This window comes from Frigoribacterium sp. CFBP9030 (assembly GCF_034045195.1).
Lineage (GTDB): Bacteria > Actinomycetota > Actinomycetes > Actinomycetales > Microbacteriaceae > Frigoribacterium.
Genome location: NZ_JAXCWG010000002.1, coordinates 151,273 through 171,904 on the forward strand (window position 1 = coordinate 151,273; position 20,632 = coordinate 171,904).

General features: G+C 70.1%; 18 protein-coding genes. 16 read left to right on the top strand and 2 right to left on the bottom strand.

Annotated elements, in window-relative coordinates; translation table 11 throughout:
• Nucleotides 1-64 precede the first annotated feature (64 nt).
• Nucleotides 65-1,384, bottom strand: a complete 1,320-nt coding sequence (locus tag SOM13_RS02890) for a muramidase family protein (RefSeq protein WP_320478875.1) — start codon at nucleotides 1,382-1,384, stop codon at nucleotides 65-67.
• Nucleotides 1,385-1,609: 225 nt separating this feature from the next.
• On the opposite strand from SOM13_RS02890, the gene SOM13_RS02895 reads away from it, so the two are divergent.
• Nucleotides 1,610-1,969 (top strand): Rv2175c family DNA-binding protein, encoded by a 360-nt coding sequence (locus tag SOM13_RS02895; protein ID WP_341850017.1) that lies wholly within the window; start codon nucleotides 1,610-1,612, stop codon nucleotides 1,967-1,969.
• 60 nt (nucleotides 1,970-2,029) lie between these two features.
• Here the strand turns inward: SOM13_RS02895 and SOM13_RS02900 are convergent, their stop codons facing one another.
• Nucleotides 2,030-3,151 carry a polyprenyl synthetase family protein gene (locus tag SOM13_RS02900; RefSeq protein WP_243213972.1) on the bottom strand — a complete coding sequence of 374 codons (1,122 nt, stop codon included), beginning with the start codon at nucleotides 3,149-3,151 and terminating at the stop codon, nucleotides 2,030-2,032.
• A 98-nt stretch (nucleotides 3,152-3,249) separates the two neighbouring features.
• On the opposite strand from SOM13_RS02900, the gene SOM13_RS02905 reads away from it, so the two are divergent.
• The 15 genes from SOM13_RS02905 (at nucleotide 3,250) to SOM13_RS02975 (ending at nucleotide 20,631) form a co-directional block, all read left to right on the top strand.
• On the top strand, nucleotides 3,250-3,654 hold the full coding sequence (locus tag SOM13_RS02905; protein WP_192060454.1) for a DUF3040 domain-containing protein: 405 nt from the start codon (nucleotides 3,250-3,252) through the stop codon (nucleotides 3,652-3,654).
• A gap of 299 nt (nucleotides 3,655-3,953) precedes the next feature.
• The gene (gene mraZ, locus SOM13_RS02910; RefSeq protein ID WP_192060453.1) at nucleotides 3,954-4,385 is read left to right on the top strand and encodes a division/cell wall cluster transcriptional repressor MraZ; all 432 of its coding nucleotides are present in this window, start codon (nucleotides 3,954-3,956) and stop codon (nucleotides 4,383-4,385) included.
• 102 nt (nucleotides 4,386-4,487) lie between these two features.
• Nucleotides 4,488-5,438 (top strand): 16S rRNA (cytosine(1402)-N(4))-methyltransferase RsmH, encoded by a 951-nt coding sequence (rsmH, locus tag SOM13_RS02915; protein ID WP_192060452.1) that lies wholly within the window; start codon nucleotides 4,488-4,490, stop codon nucleotides 5,436-5,438.
• Complete coding sequence (locus SOM13_RS02920) at nucleotides 5,435-6,133, top strand: hypothetical protein (RefSeq protein WP_243213973.1); 699 nt, start codon at nucleotides 5,435-5,437, stop codon at nucleotides 6,131-6,133. Before rsmH ends, SOM13_RS02920 begins: the two co-directional genes overlap by 4 nt.
• 74 nt (nucleotides 6,134-6,207) lie before the next feature.
• Entirely contained in the window at nucleotides 6,208-7,995 is a 1,788-nt protein-coding gene (locus SOM13_RS02925; RefSeq protein WP_320478876.1) for a penicillin-binding protein 2, read from the top strand.
• Between the two features lie 14 nt (nucleotides 7,996-8,009).
• A complete protein-coding gene (locus tag SOM13_RS02930) occupies nucleotides 8,010-9,560 on the top strand; it encodes a Mur ligase family protein (protein ID WP_192060450.1) in 1,551 nt (516 codons plus the stop codon).
• Nucleotides 9,557-10,957 carry a UDP-N-acetylmuramoyl-tripeptide--D-alanyl-D-alanine ligase gene (locus tag SOM13_RS02935; RefSeq protein WP_320478877.1) on the top strand — a complete coding sequence of 467 codons (1,401 nt, stop codon included), beginning with the start codon at nucleotides 9,557-9,559 and terminating at the stop codon, nucleotides 10,955-10,957. The genes SOM13_RS02930 and SOM13_RS02935 overlap by 4 nt, the downstream gene beginning before the upstream one ends.
• Complete coding sequence (mraY, locus tag SOM13_RS02940; RefSeq protein WP_192060448.1) at nucleotides 10,954-12,057, top strand: phospho-N-acetylmuramoyl-pentapeptide-transferase; 1,104 nt, start codon at nucleotides 10,954-10,956, stop codon at nucleotides 12,055-12,057. Before SOM13_RS02935 ends, mraY begins: the two co-directional genes overlap by 4 nt.
• Entirely contained in the window at nucleotides 12,054-13,622 is a 1,569-nt protein-coding gene (gene murD, locus SOM13_RS02945; protein ID WP_320478878.1) for a UDP-N-acetylmuramoyl-L-alanine--D-glutamate ligase, read from the top strand. The genes mraY and murD overlap by 4 nt, the downstream gene beginning before the upstream one ends.
• Nucleotides 13,615-14,886, top strand: a complete 1,272-nt coding sequence (gene ftsW / locus SOM13_RS02950; protein ID WP_243213977.1) for a putative lipid II flippase FtsW — start codon at nucleotides 13,615-13,617, stop codon at nucleotides 14,884-14,886. Before murD ends, ftsW begins: the two co-directional genes overlap by 8 nt.
• The gene (locus SOM13_RS02955; protein ID WP_320477236.1) at nucleotides 14,883-16,016 is read left to right on the top strand and encodes a UDP-N-acetylglucosamine--N-acetylmuramyl-(pentapeptide) pyrophosphoryl-undecaprenol N-acetylglucosamine transferase; all 1,134 of its coding nucleotides are present in this window, start codon (nucleotides 14,883-14,885) and stop codon (nucleotides 16,014-16,016) included. The genes ftsW and SOM13_RS02955 overlap by 4 nt, the downstream gene beginning before the upstream one ends.
• On the top strand, nucleotides 16,013-17,443 hold the full coding sequence (gene murC, locus SOM13_RS02960; RefSeq protein ID WP_192060444.1) for a UDP-N-acetylmuramate--L-alanine ligase: 1,431 nt from the start codon (nucleotides 16,013-16,015) through the stop codon (nucleotides 17,441-17,443). The genes SOM13_RS02955 and murC overlap by 4 nt, the downstream gene beginning before the upstream one ends.
• A gap of 454 nt (nucleotides 17,444-17,897) precedes the next feature.
• A complete protein-coding gene (locus SOM13_RS02965; RefSeq protein WP_243213979.1) occupies nucleotides 17,898-18,629 on the top strand; it encodes an FtsQ-type POTRA domain-containing protein in 732 nt (243 codons plus the stop codon).
• Between the two features lie 137 nt (nucleotides 18,630-18,766).
• Nucleotides 18,767-19,930 carry a cell division protein FtsZ gene (ftsZ, locus tag SOM13_RS02970; protein WP_320478879.1) on the top strand — a complete coding sequence of 388 codons (1,164 nt, stop codon included), beginning with the start codon at nucleotides 18,767-18,769 and terminating at the stop codon, nucleotides 19,928-19,930.
• A 2-nt stretch (nucleotides 19,931-19,932) separates the two neighbouring features.
• Complete coding sequence (locus tag SOM13_RS02975) at nucleotides 19,933-20,631, top strand: YggS family pyridoxal phosphate-dependent enzyme (protein WP_243213980.1); 699 nt, start codon at nucleotides 19,933-19,935, stop codon at nucleotides 20,629-20,631.
• Nucleotide 20,632 lies beyond the last annotated feature (1 nt).

The window sequence follows — 20,632 nt, forward strand, 5'->3', positions numbered from 1 at the left end:
GGGCCGCCGGTCGCTCCGAATCACCGGCCGGAGCCGAAGTCGCCCGGCGGGGAGATCGTGCGGCCTAGCCCAGAGCGGCCAGCCAGGAGGCGGCCGACGACTCCCACTTGGCGTACGCGGTCGGGTGACCCGAGATCTGGACGGCCTGCGCCGCGCTCGTCAGCGACATGGACGACCATCCCTTGATGTCGAGCAGGCCCCGGGTGAAGCCCTTGTTGGGGTTGGTCGCGCCGCCGAAGAACAGCTTCGTCGCGTGCGTCGGGTCGAGCAGCTGCGCCCGGGTGCCCCACCCGGTGCTCGGACGCTGCTGGAAGAGCCCGACCGAGTCGCGGTCGCCGTGGTCGATGTTGCGGAGGCTCGACTCCTGTGCGGCGGCGGCGAGGGCGATCACGATGGCGCGGTCGTTCGCGCCGATCTGACGACCGACGGAGATGATCGCCCGGGCGTTGCGCTCCTGCTCGGCGCTCAGGGACGTGCCGGCGGGCCTCGGAGTGGCGGATGTGGCGGCGGGCGTGGTGGTGGGGGCCGAGGTCGCGCCGCGACCGGGGATCGTGAGGGTCTTGCCCGCGTAGATGGTGCTGGTGATGCGCAGGCCGTTCGCCGACAGCAGCGCCGAGACGCTCGTGCCCGTCGCCGACGCGATGCGACCGATCGTGTCGCCCGACTTGATCGTGTACTTCGACCCGGTCGCCGACGACGTGGACGGCGCAGGTGTCGCGGTCTTCTGCGGTGCGGCGGTGCTCGGCGTCGAGCCGCCCGGGACGGTGAGCTTCTGACCGGGGTAGATGATGCTCGACCAGCCGAGGCCGTTGGCCGCGAGGAGGGCCGAGGTGCCGACGCCGTGTGCCCCGGCGATCGAGCTGAGCGTGTCGCCCCGCTTGATCGTGTAGCTGCGGGCGGCTCCCGAGGAGGCGCGGGTCGGCTGAGCACCGGACCCCGCGGTCGTCAGGCTCAGCTTCTGCCCGGGGAAGATCGTCGACTTCCAGCTGAGGCCGTTGAGGGCCAGGACGGAAGCGGTGCTGAGTCCGAACGACCCGGCGATCGTCGCGACCGTGTCGCCCTTCTTCACCGTGTACGAGGAGGGGGCGATGACCGAGGCGCGGGTCGACGCGAGCTCGACCACGGCCTCCTCCACGACGGTCGCCCCGGCCGTCTCGATGGCGGGGAGCACCGGCTTGGGAGCGGCCTGGGGCTTCTTCACCTTGTCGCCCGACTCGTCGAGCGACGAGATCGGTCCTGTGAGACCGAGGCCCAGTGCCATGGAGCCGACCAGCATGATCGGCACGGTGTTGAGCATGGAGCGAGCGATCTTGCCGGTCGCACGCTGGTCGTCACCGGCTGTGTCGATGCGGCCGAAGGCGCTCGTCGTCGGGCTGTCGTTCATGCGGTGATCCTCGAGTCTCGGGGGGCGAGCGCGCCGTCGGCCTGATTCGGACGGCGTGTCTCGAAGATATCAAGTTGACACAGGTGGTGTGTCAAGTCAATCACCGTGACTGCTGTGACTCCGTTGACTGGTGTGACTGCTGTGACTTCTGTGACTGCTGTGGCTGCTGAGGTCGGTGTCATTGGTGAGGAGGCACATCGCCGCCGGGCATGGCAAGGTTGACCGGTGATCGATCTCTCTGCGCAGTCCTGGTTCTCCGACACCGAGTGGTTGGCGGTGCCCGACCTCGTCGAGAAGACGGGCATGAGCGTCAGTCGGGTCCGTCGCCTCTTCGACGACCACGCCCTCGTGGGTGCCAAGGTGGCTGGCGCGCTGCGGACCCCGTCGGTCTTCCTCGATGTGGACGGGCAGCCGCGAAGCGATCTCCGGGGCACGATCACCGTGCTGCACGACAACGGGTTCAGCGATGAGGAGACCCTCGACTGGCTGATGTCGACGGAGGAGTCGCTTGCCACCAGTCCCATCGAGGCCCTCCGGGCCGGTCGCAAGGCCGAGGTCCGACGCGTCGCACAGGGTCTCCTCTGACGCAGCCGCTGGTCGCTCCGCCGACGATGCCGACTGCGGAGTCGCCGCCCCCGCGGTGCGCTACGACGTCCGGCGTGTGACCGTGTCGGCGAGGCGCGTGAGCTGAGCGCGCGCCGACGGCGCGAGCCCCGAGCGGTCGAGGGCGTGCGTGGCCCGCTCGACCTGGTCGCTGATCGACTGCTCGACGGCGTCGACCGCGCCGGAGTCGCGCAGGGTCGCCTGGAGCATCGAGATCTGGTCGTCGTCGAGTTCGGGGTCGCCGAGGAGCTCGTCGAGCAGACGGACGGCACCGGCGGGCAGAGAACGCCGGGCCATGGCCACCAGCACGGTGCGCTTGCCCTCTCTGAGGTCGTCACCGGCGGGCTTGCCCGTCACCTCCGGGTCGCCGAAGACGCCGAGGAGGTCGTCTCTCAGCTGGTAAGCGATTCCGAGCGGCAGGCCGAAGTGACGGAGCGACTCGAGGGCCTCGGGGGAGCCCCCGGCCATCGCCGCGCCGATGGTGAGTGGCGCCTCGACGCTGTACTTGGCCGATTTGTAGACGATCACCCGCTGCGCCCGGGGGAGGAGGTCGATGTCGTCGACCGTGCGCCAGGCGTTCTCCTCGAGGATGTCGAGGTACTGCCCGACCGTGACCTCGGTGCGCATGCGGTTGAACTCGGCCCTGGCCGCCCGAGCGGCGTCGCGGGAGGCGAGCCCGTCGAACGCCTCGGACATGAGCTCGTCGCTCCAGGCCAGGAGCAGATCGCCCATCAGGAGAGCCCCGGAGGTGCCGAACGGGGTGGGATCGCCGAGCCACGAGCCCTCGCGGTGCAGTCGTTCGAATCGGCGGTGCGCGGACGGCATGCCCCTCCGGGTGTCGGAGTTGTCCATGATGTCGTCGTGGACGAGCGCCGCGGCGTGGAAGAACTCGAGCCCCGTGGAGGCGCCCATCACGGCGTCGAGGGAGCGTGCGTCGGGCGGCGTGCCCATGGGGTCGAACCCCGTGTCGAGACCGGCGACGGACTGCCAGCCCCAGTAGCAGAAGAGCGCCCGGAACCGCTTGCCGCCGCGCAGCAGATCGTTGGAGAAGACCGCGAACGGATCGAGGTCCGGAGCGATGGCGCGGAGCACCGGCCGCTGCCGCTCGAGGAACTGGTCTATCCGCTCTTGAACGACGTCCACTAACCGCGTACTCTCAGCCACGCTGCCTAGCCTAGCGACAGCACTCAGGCATACACTGCCAGCTACTCATACGCGTCGATCCCGAGGTCGTAGGGCCTGTGCTCGAAGGGAACACCAAGATGCCACTTTCCGAACAGGAGCAGCGGCTCCTCGACGAGATGGAGCGCAGCCTCTACAGCAACGACTCCGACTTCGTGGCGGCCGTCGGCAGTGGCCGCGGTCGACCGAACTACACGATGGTCGTCGTCGGCGTGCTGGGCGGTCTGCTCGGCATCGCCGTCATCGTCGCCGGGGTCATCCTGCGCCAGCCGCTCGTCGGCGTCCTCGGGTTCGTCCTCGTCGTGGCCGGTGCGCTCTTCGCCATCGCCCCGCCGAAGCGGAAGGGCGCGTCCGTCCCGCCGCCGCCGAGCTCGTCCCGGTCGTCGAGCACTCGGACGACCGCGTCCGGCAGGTCGTCGGCCAGCATGATGGACCGCCTCAACGAGCGCTGGGATCGCCGCAATGACGGCGACGGTGGTCGGTAACCGACTTCCTCCACAGCGCTCCACCGATCTCAGGGGTCGGCCTCCGGGCCGGCCCCTTCGGCGTGCACGGGGCTCTGAGACCGGCCGTTTCGGCGATGGGACGTGCTCCAGCTCGTCGACCCGCTCCTCCGGCAGTCCTGCTGCTCCCTCTTCCTCCACCCCCTCGATCCGCTGAACAGCGGCGATCGAGGGGGTTTTTCTGTGCCCAGAACGGGGCTTTTCGTTGTCGAGTGGTGGGTTGTGGAGTAAAGTGGAGGTACATGGCGCCACCGGGTGCGATGCGGGAGGGGGCGAGGCGCATGTTCCTCGGCACCTACTCGCCCAAGCTCGACGAGAAAGGCCGGATCATCCTTCCCGCGAAGTTCCGTGACGAGCTGGCCTCCGGCCTCGTCATGACCCGCGGTCAGGAGCGCTGCGTGTACGTCTTCTCGCAGCGCGAGTTCGAGGACATGCACTCGCGGATCCGACAGGCGCCCATCACGAGCAAAGAGGGGCGCGACTACATGCGCCTGTTCCTGTCGGGTGCCAGCGACGAGATCCCCGACAAGCAGAACCGGGTCACCATCCCGGCTCAGCTGCGCGACTACGCCGGTCTCGGGCGCGAGCTCACCGTCATCGGCGCCGGCAACCGCGCCGAGATCTGGGCCACCGACGCCTGGAACACCTACTACGAGGCCCAAGAGGCCGCATTCGCCAACACCACGGAGGAGGTGATCCCCGGCCTCTTCTAGGTCTTCGGCCCCGACTCCCAGCCGTCCGCCCTGGCGCACCTTCCCCGGTGCCAGGTCGGGACGGATGGGGATCAGGGCCTGAGAACACGAGCCGACATCGCCATGGCAGAACAGATCCACACCCCCGTCCTCCTCGACCGCACGCTCGAGCTGCTCGCCCCGTCGCTCGGTCGACCGGGCGCCGTCGCCGTCGACTGCACGCTCGGCATGGGTGGTCACACCGAGGCCCTGCTCGCGAGATTTCCCGAGCTGACGGTCGTCGGCCTCGACCGCGACACGCAGGCCCTCGAGATCGCCGGCGATCGTCTGCGGCCCTTCGGCGACCGCGCCAGGCTCGTGCACACGACCTACGACGGCATCGGCGACGCGCTCGACGGCCTGGGCATCGGCACGGTCGACGGAGTGCTCTTCGACCTCGGGGTGTCGTCGTTGCAGCTCGACCGGGTCGAGCGCGGCTTCTCGTACTCGAAGGACGCACCGCTCGACATGCGGATGGACCCGACGTCCGAGGTCACGGCCGAGACGATCCTCGCCGAGTACCCCGAGTCCGAGCTCCGACGCATCTTCTACCAGTACGGCGAAGAGAAGCTGGCTCCCCGCTACGCCCGTCGCATCGTCGAAGGTCGCGTCGACTCGCCGCTGACCCGCAGCGGCGAGCTGGTCGACCTCCTCGTCGCCGCCACGCCGATGGCCCTTCAACGCGCCGGTCACCCTGCCAAGCGGGTCTTCCAGGCCCTCCGGATCGAGGTCAACGGCGAGCTCGCCTCCCTCGAGGCGGCGGTACCCGTCGCCCTCGACCGGCTGGGGGAGTCTGGCCGCATGGTCGTGCTCGCCTACCAGTCCCTCGAAGACCGCTTCGTCAAGCGCGAGCTGGCGGCCCGCACGACTTCGACGGCGCCGCAGGGCCTGCCCGTCGAGCTCCCCGAGCACCGCCCCGAGTTCCGACTCCTCGTCCGCGGAGCCGAACTGGCCTCAGCGGAAGAGATCGACCGGAACCCCCGGGCCAAACCCGTGCGCCTCCGCGCAGCCGAACGAATCCGGAGATCAGCATGAGCAGCCAGTTCGCCCTCGTCGACCCGACGCCCCTCGTCGACGCAGCTCCCGGCCCCCGTGCTCGGCCGGTCGAGATCGTCGCCAGCCGCGCGCAACGGCGGGCCCGGCCGAAGATCGCCTACGCACTCGTCGCAACGGCGGCCCTCTTCGTCCTCCTCCTCGCGCAGCTGGCCATCAGCATCGCGTTGAGCGACGGGGCCTACAAGATCTCGGCGCTCCAAGCCTCGCAGACCGAGCTCACGCGTGACCAGCAGAAGTACTCCGAGCGCCTCGACGTGCTGTCGTCTCCGCAGAACCTTGCGAACAACGCCGAGGAGCTGGGGATGGTGCGGAACTCCAACCCCGTCTACCTCGATCCCTCCACCGGGGTGGTGCACGGTCAGCCGTCACCCGCCGACGGTGAGGCCGATGGCACCGACAATCTCATCCCCAACACCCTCCTCGACGGCGTCCCCCTGGCGACCGCTCCCGAGAAGGCGGCACCGACCGAGGCCGCACCGGCCGAGGTCGCGCCGTCCGTCGCGGCCGCAGGCGCGGGTGACTCGGGCACCTCGGCGTCCGACACGACGGTCGCCTCCGCGGGGTCGGCCGCGTCGGCGACCGACTCCGCAGTGGCGGGCGCGCCGAGCGAGGGATCGCCCGAGCAGTCGGTAGCGTCTGACCCGAATCAGCTGGCGGCTCCGCAGACCCGTTAGCGGTATCCCCGTCCGGGCCACCGGACGACGACAGCGGTCGGGGCAGCACGGCCCGCCGCGGTGAGGAATCCTTCGTGAACGCAACACCCCGCAGCCGCCGGCTTCGAGCGACCCTGGCCATGGCCCTCGTGATCGCGCTGATCGGGGTGTTCGTCGTCCGACTTGCCGACATCCAGCTCGTCCAGGCGGCCGAGCTGAACGACCAGTCGCAGAACAAGCGCGAGATCAGCCAGGTCATCTACGGAGATCGCGGCGACATCCTGGCCTCCGACGGCACGGTCCTCGCCGGCAGCGTGACGCGTTACAACATCACCGCGGCACCGGCATTCGCCAAGACGCGGACGATCACGGAGAAGGACGCGGACGGCGAGAAGACGAAGAAGACGCTCACCGTCGAGCAGGTCATGGCCCAGGTGGCCGAGATCACCGGCGGCGACGCCGACGCGATGTACGAGAGCATCACGAAAGACCCCACCGCGAACTTCGCGTACCTCGTCAAGGGGGTCGACGTCGACGCCTTCCGCGCCGTCCGCGATCTGAAGAACAGCGGCATCTCCTACCTCTACTACGAGCGCCAGTCGGCTCGGACGTATCCCAACGGATCGGTGGCCGGCAACCTGACCGGGTTCATCGGCACGGACGGTCCGCAGGCGGGCCTCGAGCTCAGCGCCGACCAGTGCCTGGCCGGCACGGACGGAAGCCAGATCTATGAACGAGGCGCCGACGGGGTCCAGCTGCCCGGCAGCACCGTGACCGACAAGGCAGCCGTCCCCGGCGGTGCGCTCACGCTGTCGATCGACAAGGACCTCCAGTACATGACGCAGCAGTCGCTCGCCGAGCAGGCGCAGGCCATCGGGGCCGAGTCGGCGACGGCGGTCGTCATGAAGGCCGACACCGCCGCGCTCCTCGCCGTGGCCGACTACCCGGCCGTCGACCCGAACGACGTCGACGGTACGGATGCGGATGACCTCGGATCGAAGGCGTTCACCGCTTCCTACGAGCCCGGGTCCACGTTCAAGGCGATGACCGCGGCCATGCTCCTCGACTCCGGCACGGCCACCCCGACGAGCCCGGCCACGGTGCCCTACTCGCGCAGCTTCCCCTGGGGTGGCTCGATCCACGACGCGGTGTTCCACCCGACCGAGAACCTCACGCTCACCGGCATCCTCCGCGACTCGTCGAACGTCGGCATCTCGCTGCTCGGCGAGAACCTGCCGGCGCAGGCCAGGTACGACTACATGCTGAAGTTCGGGCTCAACGAGCCCACGGGCGTGGGGTTCCTCGGCGAGCCCACGCAGGGCGTCCGCAACGTCTCCGACTGGGATCAGCAGACCAGCATCAACTCCATGTTCGGGCAGGGCGTCTCCACCACGGCCGTGCACCTGGCGAGCGTCTTCCAGACCCTCGCCAACCACGGTCAGCGGCTTCCCGTGAACCTGGTGCAGAAGTGCACGGCACCCGACGGCTCGGTGTCTCAGACGCCGAGCGCCGAGGGCACCCAGGTCGTCTCGTCGTACGCGGCGGATACGACGGTGAACATGCTCGAGAAGGTCGTCAGCGACGGCGACCTCAAAGACGTCCTGACCATCCCCGGCTACCGCGTCGCGGCCAAGACCGGAACCGCCGAAGTGGCGAAGTCGGACGGCACGGGCTACGGTTCGGACCGCATCGTGTCGGTCGCCGGCATCGCCCCCGCCGAAGACCCGCAGTTCGTCGTCGTCGTGACCTTCACGAAGCCCAGTACCATCAAGACGTCGGCCGCCGCGGCGCCGACCTTCAACAAGATCATGTCCCAGGCCCTCGAGATGTACCGCGTCCCTCCGTCGACGGAGCCGGCACCGGACATCGCCGAGACCTGGTGAGAGAAGAGGATTCATTGAACGCCCGGATCCCCCCGGTCCTCCGACCGGAACATCCGTCGGCGAGGTCCCTCGCCCAACTGGTCAGCGAGTTCGGACTCGAGCACGAGGGCTCCCTCGACGGCATCGAAGTCACGGGCGTCACGCTGAGCACGGCGGACCTCCACCCCGGCGACCTGTACGTCGGCATGCCCGGCGCGCACCGACACGGTGCCGAGTTCGCCGCCCAGGCCCGTGAGGGCGGTGCGGTGGCTCTACTCACCGACCAGGCCGGTCTCGACATCGCGCGCGAGTCGGGCCTGCCCGTCGTGCTGGTCGACTCGCCGCGCGCCGCCCTCGGCGACGTGTCCGCCTGGATCTACCGCACGGGCGGCGAGGGCTCACCCCTGCTGTTCGCCGTCACCGGCACGAACGGCAAGACCTCGACGTCGTACCTGCTCGAGGGCATCCTCCGCCAGCTCGGGCTCGTCACCGGTCTGAGCAGCACCGCCGAGAGGCACATCGGCGACCTCACGGTCGTCAGCCGACTCACCACGCCCGAGGCGAGCGAGATGCACGCCCTCCTCGCGCGGATGCGCGAAAGCGAGGTCCGTGCGGTCGCCGTCGAGGTGAGCGCCCAGGCTCTCAGCCGCAATCGCGTCGACGGGCTGGTCTTCGACGTGGCCGCATTCACGAACCTCAGTCACGACCACCTCGACGACTACGCCGACATGGAGGAGTACTTCCATGCGAAGCTGCCGCTCTTCCAACCCGATCGGGCGAAGCGCGCCGTCATCTCCCTCGACTCGCCTTACGGTCAGCGCGTCGTCGACAACGCCCGCATCCCGCTGACGACGATCACGGTCCTGCCCGACGTCGAGGCGGACTGGACGGTCGAGATCGTCGACGAGCAGGCGGCCTACACCGAGTTCCGCCTGACCGGCCCCGAGAACCGGTCGCTCGTGACGAGGGTCCCGCTCATCGGCTGGCACATGGTCGCCAACGCGGCGCTCGCGATCGTCATGCTCGTCGAGGCGGGCTTCGAGCTCGGGGCGATCGCCCAGGCGCTCGAGACGGAGGGCGGCATCGTCGCGTACCTGCCCGGTCGCACCGAGCGCGTCTCCGGCGACAGAGGGCCCAGCGTGTACGTCGACTTCGGGCACAGCCCCGACGCCTTCCTGACCACCCTCGCCGCGGTCCGGCGCTTCACCACCGGCAAGGTCGTCATGCTCTTCGGCGCGGACGGCGACCGCGACACCACCAAGCGCGGCGAGATGGCCCGCGTCGCAGCCGCCGGTTCCGACATCCTGGTCGTCACCGATCACCACCCGCGGTTCGAAGACCCCGCAGCCATCCGACGCACGCTCGTCGACGCTGCGCGCGAGGCCTACCCCGAGCACGAGATCCACGAGGTGAGTCCGCCCGAGGCCGCCATCCGTGCCGCAGTGGCACTGGCGGGCGAGGGTGACTCGATCCTCTGGGCAGGCCCCGGTCACCAGGACTACCGCGACATCCGGGGTGAGCGCACGCCCTACTCGGCGCGCGATGAGGCCCGTGCGGCCCTGCGTGAGGCCGGGTGGGCCGAATGATCGCGCTGACCGCTCACGAGATCGCCGAGATCACCGGCGGAGCCCTCGGCGGCGCCGTCGTCGACGGGCTCGTCCTCGACGGCTCCGTCGAGACGGACTCGCGTCTCGTCACCCCGGGGTCGATCTTCTTCGCCCTGCGCGGAGAGGTCACCGACGGTCACCTCTTCGTCGACGCCGCAGTCTCCAACGGGGCCGCGCTCGTCGTCGCCGAGCAGCCGGTCGAGGCCGATGTCCCGACGATCGTCGTCGACGACGGCGTCGTGGCGCTCTCGCGTCTGGCCGCTGCCCTCGTCGAGCGCGTGCGCCGTCACGGCCGACTCAAGGTCGTCGGCATCACCGGCTCGAACGGCAAGACGAGCACGAAGAACATGCTCCGCGCCATCCTGTCGGACATCGCTCCGACGGTCGCTCCCGAGGGGTCCTTCAACAACCACGTCGGCGCACCGATCTCGATGCTGCGCATCGACGACTCGACCGAGTACCTCGTGGTCGAGATGGGCGCGGCCGGCCCGGGTGAGATCGCCCGTCTGGTCGACATCGCCCGCCCCGACACGGGTGTCGTGCTCAAGGTGGGGCTCGCTCACGCGGGCGGCTTCGGCGGGATCGAGGGCACTCGGGCAGCCAAGGCCGAGATGGTGACCGACCTCCCCGAGTCGGGCACCGCCGTGCTGAACGCCGACGACGAACGCGTGGCCGGCATGGCGTCCGTCACGGCGGCACGCGTGGTCACCTTCGGGCAGAGCCCGACGGCCGACTACCGGGCATCCGACGTCGACGTCACGGCCGGGGGCACCACCTTCGTCTTCGAGCACGGCGACCTGCGTCGCCGTGTCGCTCTGCGCATCCTCGGCGAGCATCACGTGATGAACGCCCTGGCCGCGCTCACCGTCGTGGGCGAGTGGGGTGTCGATCTCGATCGGGCGGCCACCGTCCTCGAGGGCGTGGCCCGAGCCGAGCGCTGGCGCATGGAGCTCTTCGAGGCACCGGGCGGGGTCGCCGTCGTGAACGACGCGTACAACGCGAGTCCCGACTCCGTCGCGGCCGCCCTCAAGACCCTCGCCCAGATCACGCCCACCGACGGCCGATCCATCGCCGTCCTCGGCGAGATGGCCGAGCTGGGCGAATTCGCCCGTGACGAGCACGACCGCATCGGCCGCCTCGTCGTGCGTCTCAACATCTCGCAGCTGATCGTGGTCGGTCAGGCCGCGCGGCACATCCACATGGCAGCCGGGCTCGAGGGCTCCTGGGACGGAGAATCACTGCTCGTGGACACCATCGACGAGGCGTACGACCTCCTCCATCCCGGACTCCGCACCGGCGACGTCGTGCTCGTGAAGTCGTCCAAGTCCGCGGGGCTCAGATTCCTCGGAGACCGTCTCGCGGGGGTCGACGCATGATCGCCCTCCTGATCGCGGGAGCCGTCTCCCTCGTCTTCACGCTGCTGATGACGCCTCTGTTCATCAAGCTGTTCCACCGTCTCGGCTGGGGCCAGTTCATCCGCGACGACGGTCCGCAGTCGCACCACACGAAGCGCGGCACCGCCACGATGGGCGGCATCGTCCTCATCCTCGGCACGGTGATCGGCTACTTCGTCGGCCATCTCGTCGCACAGGACGAGCTGACCTCGAGCGGTCTGCTCGTGCTGTTCCTCATGGTGGGTCTCGGGGCCGTGGGCTTCCTCGACGACTTCCTGAAGGTGCGCAACCAGCGCAGTCTCGGTCTCGGCGGCTGGGCGAAGATCATCGGTCAGGTCGTCGTGGGCGCGGTGTTCGCGATCCTCGCCCTCTCGTTCCCGAACGAGAACGGTCTGACGCCCGCGTCGACGAAGATCTCGGGGATCCGCGACATCCCGTGGCTCGACTTCATGTTCTTCGGCAGCATCATCGGCGGTGGGCTCTTCCTGATCTGGGTCGTGCTGATCACCGTCAGCACGTCGAACGGCGTGAACGTCGCCGACGGGCTCGACGGTCTGGCGACCGGATCCTCCATCCTCGCCATCGCGTCGTACATCTTCATCGGCTTCTGGCAGTTCAACCAGTCGTGCTTCAGCACGCGCCTCGACGAGACGACGCGATCCGCCTGCTACACGGTCGCCAACCCGCTCGACCTCGCCGTGGTCGCCGCGGCCATCTGCGGCGGTCTGATCGGCTTCCTGTGGTGGAACACCTCCCCGGCGCAGATCTTCCTCGGCGACACCGGGTCGCTCGGTCTCGGCGGCGCCCTCGCCGCCCTGGCGATCCTCAGCCGCACCGAGCTGCTCCTCGTGCTCATCGGCGGCCTGTTCATCGTCGTCACCGGTTCGGTCATCCTCCAGCGGGCGTACTTCAAGCTCACCAAGGGCAAGCGGATCTTCCTGATGAGTCCGCTGCATCACCACTTCGAGCTGAAGGGCTGGGCCGAGGTCACGGTGGTCGTCCGGTTCTGGATCATCGCCGGGCTCTTCGTCGCCGCCGGCGTCGGCGTGTTCTACCTCGAATGGATCTCCCGCACCTCATGACCGACGCACCTCTCGACGGCGGACCCGCCCAGCGCCTCCTCGGTCTCGACAGCTGGCACGCCGACTGGTCGGGTCTCCGGGTGGCCGTCCTCGGGCTGGGGGTCACCGGCTTCTCGGTGGCCGACACCCTGACCGAGCTCGGCGCACGCGTCGTGGTGCTCGCGCCGGCCGTCGACGACGATCGCGCCGAGCTCCTCGACCTGATCGGGGCGGAGCTGCTGATCGAACCCGAGATGTCGACCGCTCCGGAGGCGCTGGTCGCCTTCGCCCCCGAGGTCGTCGTCGTCTCGCCGGGATTCGCGCCGCACCACCCGCTCGTCCGCTGGGCGAACGAGAGCGGGGCAGCCGTCTGGGGCGACGTCGAGCTGGCGTGGCGCGTCCGCGACAAGACCTCGCGGGTCGCCGAGTGGCTCCTGGTCACCGGCACCAACGGCAAAACGACCACCACGCAGCTCGCGACGGCGATGGCCGTCGCCGACGGCAGGCGGGCCGCTGCGGTCGGGAACATCGGCGTGCCGGTGCTCGACGCGGTGCGCGACCCCGAGGGTCACGATCTGTTCGTCGTCGAGCTCTCGAGTCACCAGCTGCACAGCCTGCCGCTCGACGGCCCCGGCGCGCTGCGGCCGCTCGCGGCCGTCTGCCTGAATCTCGAGGACGACCACCTCGAGTGGCACGGGGGAGCCGACGCCTACCGGGACGCGAAGGCGAAGGTCTACTCGAACGCCGTCCGCGCCTGCGTCTACAACAAGGCCGACGACGCCACACGGCGCATGGTCGAAGACGCCGACGTCGCCGAGGGCTGCCGTGCGATCGGCTTCGGCCTGTCGGCGCCCGGTCCGAGCGACTTCGGCGTGGTGTCCGGCGACGACGGGGGAGTCCTCGTCGACCGTGCGTTCCTGGCGGCCCGCCGGACGAGCGCGCTCGAGCTGACCACGACGACGGCCCTCGACGAGGTCGGCCTCGGCGCCGATCACCTCGTCGCCGACGTGCTCGCGGCCGCCGCACTCGTCCGGGCCGCGGGTGTCGACCCGGTGTCGATCAAGACCGCGCTGGCGGGGTTCCGGGTCGACCACCACCGGATGGAGGTCGTGGGCGAGGCCGACGGCGTCACGTGGGTGGACGACTCGAAGGCGACGAATCCGCATGCGGCGCGCGCCTCCCTTGCTGCCTTCCCGTCGGTCGTGTGGATCGTCGGCGGCGTGTTCAAGGGCGTCGACGTCGAACCGCTCGTCGAGGAGTCCGTCGACCGGGTCCGTGCCGCGGTCGTGATCGGCACCGACCGGCTGGGCATCGTCCAGGCCTTCGCGCGACACGCGCCCGACATGCCCGTCTTCGAGGTCGAGGCGACCGACACTGAGCAGGTGATGCCGACGGCCGTGAGGCTGGCGGCCGAGGCCGCGCAGGCCGGCGATGTCGTCCTGCTGGCCCCGGCGGCGGCATCGTTCGATCAGTTCAGCGACTACACCGCGCGCGGCAGGGCATTCTCCTCCGCCGTCCACGACCACTCGGGAGGCACGGCCGATGGCCCATCCACCGTCCAGCCTCCCGCGTCGCCGCTTGGCTGACCTCACCGGGCGCCGCTCCCGCCCGACGACCGATCCGGGTGCCGACACCGACTCGACCGACCCGTCGGGGCGCCCCGCCGCGGCGGTCGTCGCGGTGAAGCGTCTGTTCGCGGCCGAGACCGGCTCGTTCTTCGTGATACTCGGCACGACCCTGTTCCTCGTCGTCCTGGGTCTCGTCATGGTCCTCTCGTCGTCGTCGGTGGAGTCGTACATCGCCTCCGGTCAGACCTCGTTCTTCGGATCGTTCGTGCGCCAGGGGATCTACGCCGCGGTCGGCATCCCGCTGATGCTGATCGTCTCGCGCGTCCCCATCTGGTTCTGGAAGCGCTGGGCCTGGCAGATCCTCGGCGCGACCCTCGTGCTCCAGCTGCTCGTCTTCACCGGTCTCGGCATCGAGGTCGGCGGCAACCGCAACTGGATCGACCTCGGCTCGTTCACCGCTCAGCCGTCCGAGGCCGTCAAACTCGCCCTCGCCATCTGGCTCGGCATGATCCTCGCCGTCAAGCGCGACCTCCTCGACGACTGGCGCCACCTGGCCATCCCGCTGGTGCCCGTCGTGCTCGTCGCGGTCGGCCTGGTCGTCGCCGGCGGAGACCTCGGTACGACCATGGTCATGCTGCTGCTCGTGTTCGGGGCCGTCTGGTTCGCCGGCATCAAGCTCCGCTACCTGCTCATCCCCATCGCCCTGCTGGCCGTGGTCGTCCCGATGATCGCGTTCGGATCGGTGTCGCGCAACGACCGGATCGCGGCCTGGATGGCCGGCTGCAGCGACGACAGCGCCTATCAGGGCATCTGCTGGCAGTCCCTGCACGGCACCTGGGCGCTCGCCTCGGGCGGGCTCTTCGGGGTCGGGCTCGGCAACTCGAAGGCGAAGTGGTCGTGGCTGCCCGAGGCGGACAACGACTTCATCTTCGCCGTGCTCGGCGAAGAGCTCGGCCTGATCGGCGCGGTCGTCGTCCTGGCCCTCTTCGTCGTGCTGGCCATCGCGTTCATCAAGATCATCCGCAAGACGCGCGACCCGTTCGTGCGCGTCGTCACGGGGGCCATCGCGGCCTGGATCGTCGGACAGGCCCTCATCAACATCGCCGTCGTGCTCGGCCTGCTGCCGGTGCTCGGGGTGCCCCTGCCGTTGATCTCGGCGGGCGGGTCCGCTCTGATCGTCACCCTGGTGGCGATCGGCGTCGTCCTCTCGTTCGCCCGGTATCCGGAGGAGTCGGAGCCGAGCCCGACCGTCGGTCGTCAACGAGTAGGGTCTCTCCGGTGACGACGTACCTTCTCGCCGGCGGAGGAACCGCCGGGCATGTGAACCCGCTCCTGGCCGTGGCCGACCGCATCCGCCTCCGCGAGCCCGATGCCGTCGTGCTCGTGCTCGGAACGGCCGAGGGCCTCGAGGCGCGGCTCGTCCCGCTCCGGGGCTACGAGCTGCTGACCGTCCCCCGTCTGCCGTTCCCGCGTCGACCCTCGGCGGCCGCTCTGCGATTCCCTTCTCGGCTGGTCCAGGCGGTCCAGGGTGTTCGAGAGCTCCTCAGGCGACACCGCGTCGACGTCGTCGTCGGATTCGGCGGGTACGCGTCCGCCCCGGCCTACGTGGCGGCGTGGCGATCGAAGGTCCCCTTCGTCGTGCACGAGGCCAATGCGAAGCCGGGCATCGCGAACGTCCTCGGCTCATACCTGACCTCGCACGTCGGAACGGTCTTCCGCTCGACATCGCTCCGTCACGGCCGCCAGGTGGGCATGCCGCTGCGCCACGAGATCGAGACCCTCGACCGTCGGGCCAGCCGCTCCGAGGCCGTGGCCGAGTTCGGGCTCGACGAGTCGAAGCCCACGCTTCTGGTCACCGGGGGGTCGAGCGGTGCGAAGCGCATCAACGAGACCATGTCGACGGCCGCAGCCTCCGTGCTCGGCGCCGGCTGGCAGATCCTCCACATCACCGGGGCGAAGTCGGATCTGGGGCCGAGCGACCTGCCCGACCACCACCTCCTGCGCTACTGCGACCGCATGGACCTCGCACTGTCCGCCGCCGACTTCGTCGTGTCCCGTTCGGGCTCGGCGACGGTGAGCGAGCTCACCGCCCTCGGTCTGCCCTCCGTGCTCGTGCCCTACCCGGTCGGAAACGGCGAGCAGCGCCACAACGCGACCGACGTCGTCCAGGCCGGAGGCGCGGTGCTGGTCGTCGACGCCGACTTCACACCCGAGTGGGTCGCCTCGACCCTCGTGCCTCTGCTCCTCGACCGTTCGCGGATCGCCGACATGGCGGTGCAGGCGTCGACGGTCGGAGTCCTCGACGGCACCGACCGCACCGTCGACCTCGTGGTCGACGCGGCGCGACCTCGAGACCGATCCACCGCCGACGCACCGGCGAGAACCCCCGCGACGAACGACGAGAACTCATGATCAAGCCCGACCTCAGCCAGCAGATCCCGACCGAACTCGGTCACGTCCACTTCGTCGGCATCGGCGGATCGGGCATGAGCGGCATCGCCCGGGTGTTCCTCGCGGCCGGGCACGAGGTGACCGGCTCGGACATCCGCGACACTCCCGGGGTCCAGGCCCTGCGCGATCTCGGCGCCACCGTGTCGATCGGCCACGACGCCGCCAATCTCGGCGACGCCGACACCCTCGTGGTGACCGGGGCGCTCTGGCAGGACAATCCCGAGTATCGGGCCGCCCTCGCGAAGGGGCTCCCCGTGCTGCACCGCTCGCAGGCGCTCGCCTGGCTGATCGGCGGTCAGCGCCTGGTCTCCGTCGCCGGCGCGCACGGCAAGACGACGTCCACCGGGATGATCGTGACCGCGCTCCTGGCGGCCGGCCGCGACCCCAGCTTCGTCAACGGGGGAGTCATCCAGTCCCTCGGCGTGAGTGCTCGGGGCGGCACGGAGGAGCTCGTGGTCGTCGAGGCCGACGAGTCCGACGGCTCGTTCCTGCTCTACGACACCTCCGTCGCGCTCGTCACCAACGTCGACGCCGACCACCTCGACCACTACGGCTCGCATGAGGCGTTCGACGAGGCCTTCGTGCAGTTCGCCGGTGCGGCTTCCGAACTCGTCGTCATCTCCAGCGACGACCCCGGCGCCCGCCGGGTCCGAGCCGCGCTCGAGCACTCGAACGTCGTCACCTTCGGACTCGACGCCGGGGCCGACGTGCGTCTGAGCGACGTCGCGACGGTCGGACCGGTGTCGTTCACCCTGCATCACGCCGGCACCGAGCGCCCCGTCCAGCTGAGGGTGCCCGGGGTGCACAACGCCGTCAACGCGGCGGGTGCCTTCGCCGTGCTGATCGGCCTCGGCGTCGACCCCGAGGCGGCGGTCGCCGGACTCGAGACCTTCGGTGGCACGGAGCGCCGCTTCGAGCTGCACGGCACCGTCGCCGGGGTCAGCGTCTACGACGACTACGCCCACCACCCGACAGAGGTGGCGGCGGCGCTGCAGGCGGCGCGGTCCGTCGTGGGCGACGGGCGGCTCATCGCCGTGCACCAGCCGCACCTCTACAGCCGCACCCGCATGATGGCCGGAGAGTTCGCCGAGACCTACGAGTCGCTCGCCGACCACACGATCGTCCTCGACGTCTACGGCGCGCGGGAGGACCCCGAGCCGGGAGTCACGGGCGCGCTGGTCTCCGAGCGCTTCGCCGACCCCTCGCGGGTCGACTTCGTCTCCGACTGGCAGGCCGCCGCCGTGCGCACGGCCGAGGTCGCCCGCGACGGCGACTTCGTCATCACGCTCGGCTGCGGCGATGTGTACCGCATCGTGCCGCAGCTGCTCGCCGCGCTCGACGCGGGCGCCGCGCCCGTCGATCCCGTGTCGGAAAAGACCGGAGCGTGACTCGACCGACCAGCCCCGGCGTCAGGGACCGGTCGTGAAGCGGCCCGAGGGATTCGACCCCTCGGCCCGCCCCGCGCCGAGATCCGACGCGCCGAACGGAGGCGAGACCCCGGGGGCTGCATCCGACGGGCGAAGCGAGGGATCCACCCCGGGTCGTCTGCGATCCCGGCTGGGTGCGCTGCGCCTCCCCGGTTCACGGGACGACTCGTCGCGACCGGTCGACCCCGGGGAGGAATCCGGCGCCGACGGGTCGGCATCGGCATCGGCCTCGATGTCCGACCGTCGACCGTCGGGCGGCGACGGTGACAGCGCAGCGGATGGACCGCGGCCGACGAAGAGCGAGCCGTCGGAGCCCGTGAGCCTGCCGACGCGCGACACGTCGCGCGACGAGGCGCGTCGTCGAGCGTCCGACGCCCGGCGGGCGAGTCGGCGTGCGTCCCGGCAGAGGAGGCGCGTGGAGCGTCTCGAGGTCCGCCGCTTCACCCGTCGGTCGAGGCACCGTCGGGCGACCTGGACCTCGGTCGCGGTCGTGGCCGCACTGCTCGGAGCATCCGTCGGCGTCGCCGTCTTCTCGCCCCTCCTCTCGTTGCAGACGATCACGGTCGACGGCACCGACCGGGTCGACGCGGCCGCGGTGCAGGCGGCCGTCGACGACCAGCTGGGTACGCCTCTGGCCCGCATCGACTTCGACCGAATCACGCGCGAGCTGGAGGCGTTCCCGCTGATCGCCAGCTACGTGACCGAGACCGCGCCTCCCCACACCCTGGTGATCCGCATCACCGAGCGTCAACCCATCGCGACGGTGGCGGACGGCGACGCGTTCGAGCTCGTCGACCCGGCGGGCATCGTCGTGCAGCGCCTCGACGCGCGTCAGGAGGGCGTGCCCCTCGTCGACGTCGCCGGGGCCCCGCTCGACGGCACGGCCTTCCGTGCGTCGACGGAGGTGCTGCTGGCCCTGCCCGCCGCCCTCCGATCGACGGTGGACCGGGTGACGGCGTCGACGGCCGACGATGTGACGTTGACCCTCACCACCGGTCAGCGGGTCGTCTGGGGGAGCGACGAGCACTCCGACCGCAAGGCGGAGGTCCTCGCCGGTCTGATGGCCGATCAGGCTTCGAGAGACGCCTCCGCCTCGGTCGAGTACGACGTCTCGGCGCCCGACAACGGCATCATCCGACCCATCTGATCATGCCGTTCGCGACACGCCTGCCACGATGTTGTCGGGTCCCGGTCGCGGCACATACCTTGTGACTGCATAACTTGCATACCATGTACAACCTTAACCTTCAACTTACGAGTTAAGGTTTCAGCGGAGGCCCGGACGTGACAACGAACCATAACTACCTAGCCGTGATCAAGGTCGTCGGTGTCGGCGGCGGTGGCGTCAACGCCGTCAACCGCATGATCGAACTCGGGCTCCGCGGAGTCGAGTTCATCGCGATCAACACCGACGCCCAGGCGCTCCTGCTCAGCGACGCCGACGTGAAGCTCGACGTCGGACGCGAGCTGACCCGCGGTCTCGGTGCGGGCGCCGACCCCGAGGTGGGTCGCCGCGCGGCGGAGGACCACGCGGAAGAGATCGAAGAGGCCCTCGCAGGCGCCGACATGGTCTTCGTCACGGCGGGTGAGGGTGGCGGCACCGGCACGGGCGGCGCCCCGGTCGTCGCGCGCATCGCGAAGTCGATCGGCGCACTCACCATCGGCGTCGTCACGAAGCCCTTCGGCTTCGAGGGCAAGCGCCGCCAGGCGCAGGCCGAGGCCGGGGTCGCCGCGCTGAAGGACGAGGTCGACACCCTCATCGTCGTCCCCAACGACCGTCTGCTCGAGATCAGCGAACGCGGCATCAGCATGGTCGAGGCGTTCGGCACGGCCGACCAGGTGCTGCTCGCCGGCGTCCAGGGCATCACCGACCTCATCACGACCCCCGGTCTCATCAACCTCGACTTCGCCGACGTCAAGTCGGTCATGCAGGGAGCCGGCTCGGCGCTGATGGGCATCGGCTCGTCGCGCGGCGCCGACCGTGCGATCAAGGCGGCTGAGCTGGCCGTCGCGTCCCCGCTGCTCGAGGCGAGCATCGACGGCGCCCACGGCGTGCTGCTCTCCATCCAGGGCGGTTCGAACCTCGGAATCTTCGAGATCAACGACGCGGCCCGCCTGGTCCAGGAGGCCGTGCACGCCGAGGCGAACATCATCTTCGGCGCCGTCATCGACGACACCCTGGGCGACGAGGTCCGGGTCACGGTCATCGCCGCGGGCTTCGACGGCGGAGAGCCCTCCACCAAGACGAAGGAGCGCCGCTCGAGCTTCGTCGAGTCCGAGGCTCCCGCGTCGGCGTCCGTCGCCGGCGTCTCCGCCATCGCCGACAGCGGTGCGTCGCACGACACGCCGTCCTGGAAGCGCCCCGACGACACCGCGTCCACCCAGGCCGCCGACCCCGTCTTCGACGACGGAGACGACGACCTCGACGTGCCCGACTTCCTCAAGTAGAGGTGTCGGTCGAACCCGCCGTCGGCGGTGACCTCGAGGTTCGCCTCGCCCGGGTCGCCGCCGACGTCGGCGATGCCGTCCGGGCCGCCGGTCGTCGGCCCGACGAGGTCACGACGATCGTCGTCACGAAGTTCCATCCGGCGGAGCTCGTCTCGAGGCTCTACGACCTCGGGGTCCGAGACGTCGGTGAGAACCGCCACCAGGAGGCGCAGGTCAAGGCGGCGGACCTCTCCGGTCTCGAGGGTCTCCGCTGGCACTTCGTCGGGCAGCTGCAGTCCAAGAAGGCGCGTCAGGCCCGTCGCTACGCCGCGGCGGTCCACTCGCTCGACCGGGCGAGCGTCGTCGACGCGCTGGCCGCCGACGACGGCGCCCTCGTCGACGGGTTCGTCCAGGTCAACCTCACCGACGATCCGGGTCGCGGCGGTGTCGCACCCGCCGACGTCGAGGCTCTGGCCGAACGCATCGTGTCGACGCCCGGCCTGCGGCTGCGCGGCGTCATGGCCGTGGCCCCGCTCGACGAGCCGGCGCGACCGGCCTTCGCGCGCCTCCGGGTCATCTCCGACCGGGTGCGTTCGATCGCGCCCGAGGCCGGCGACATCTCGGCGGGGATGTCCGGCGACTTCGCCGAGGCCGTCGCGGAAGGCGCGACACACCTACGAATCGGCACGGCAATCACGGGAATGCGGCCGCCTGCTCGTTAAT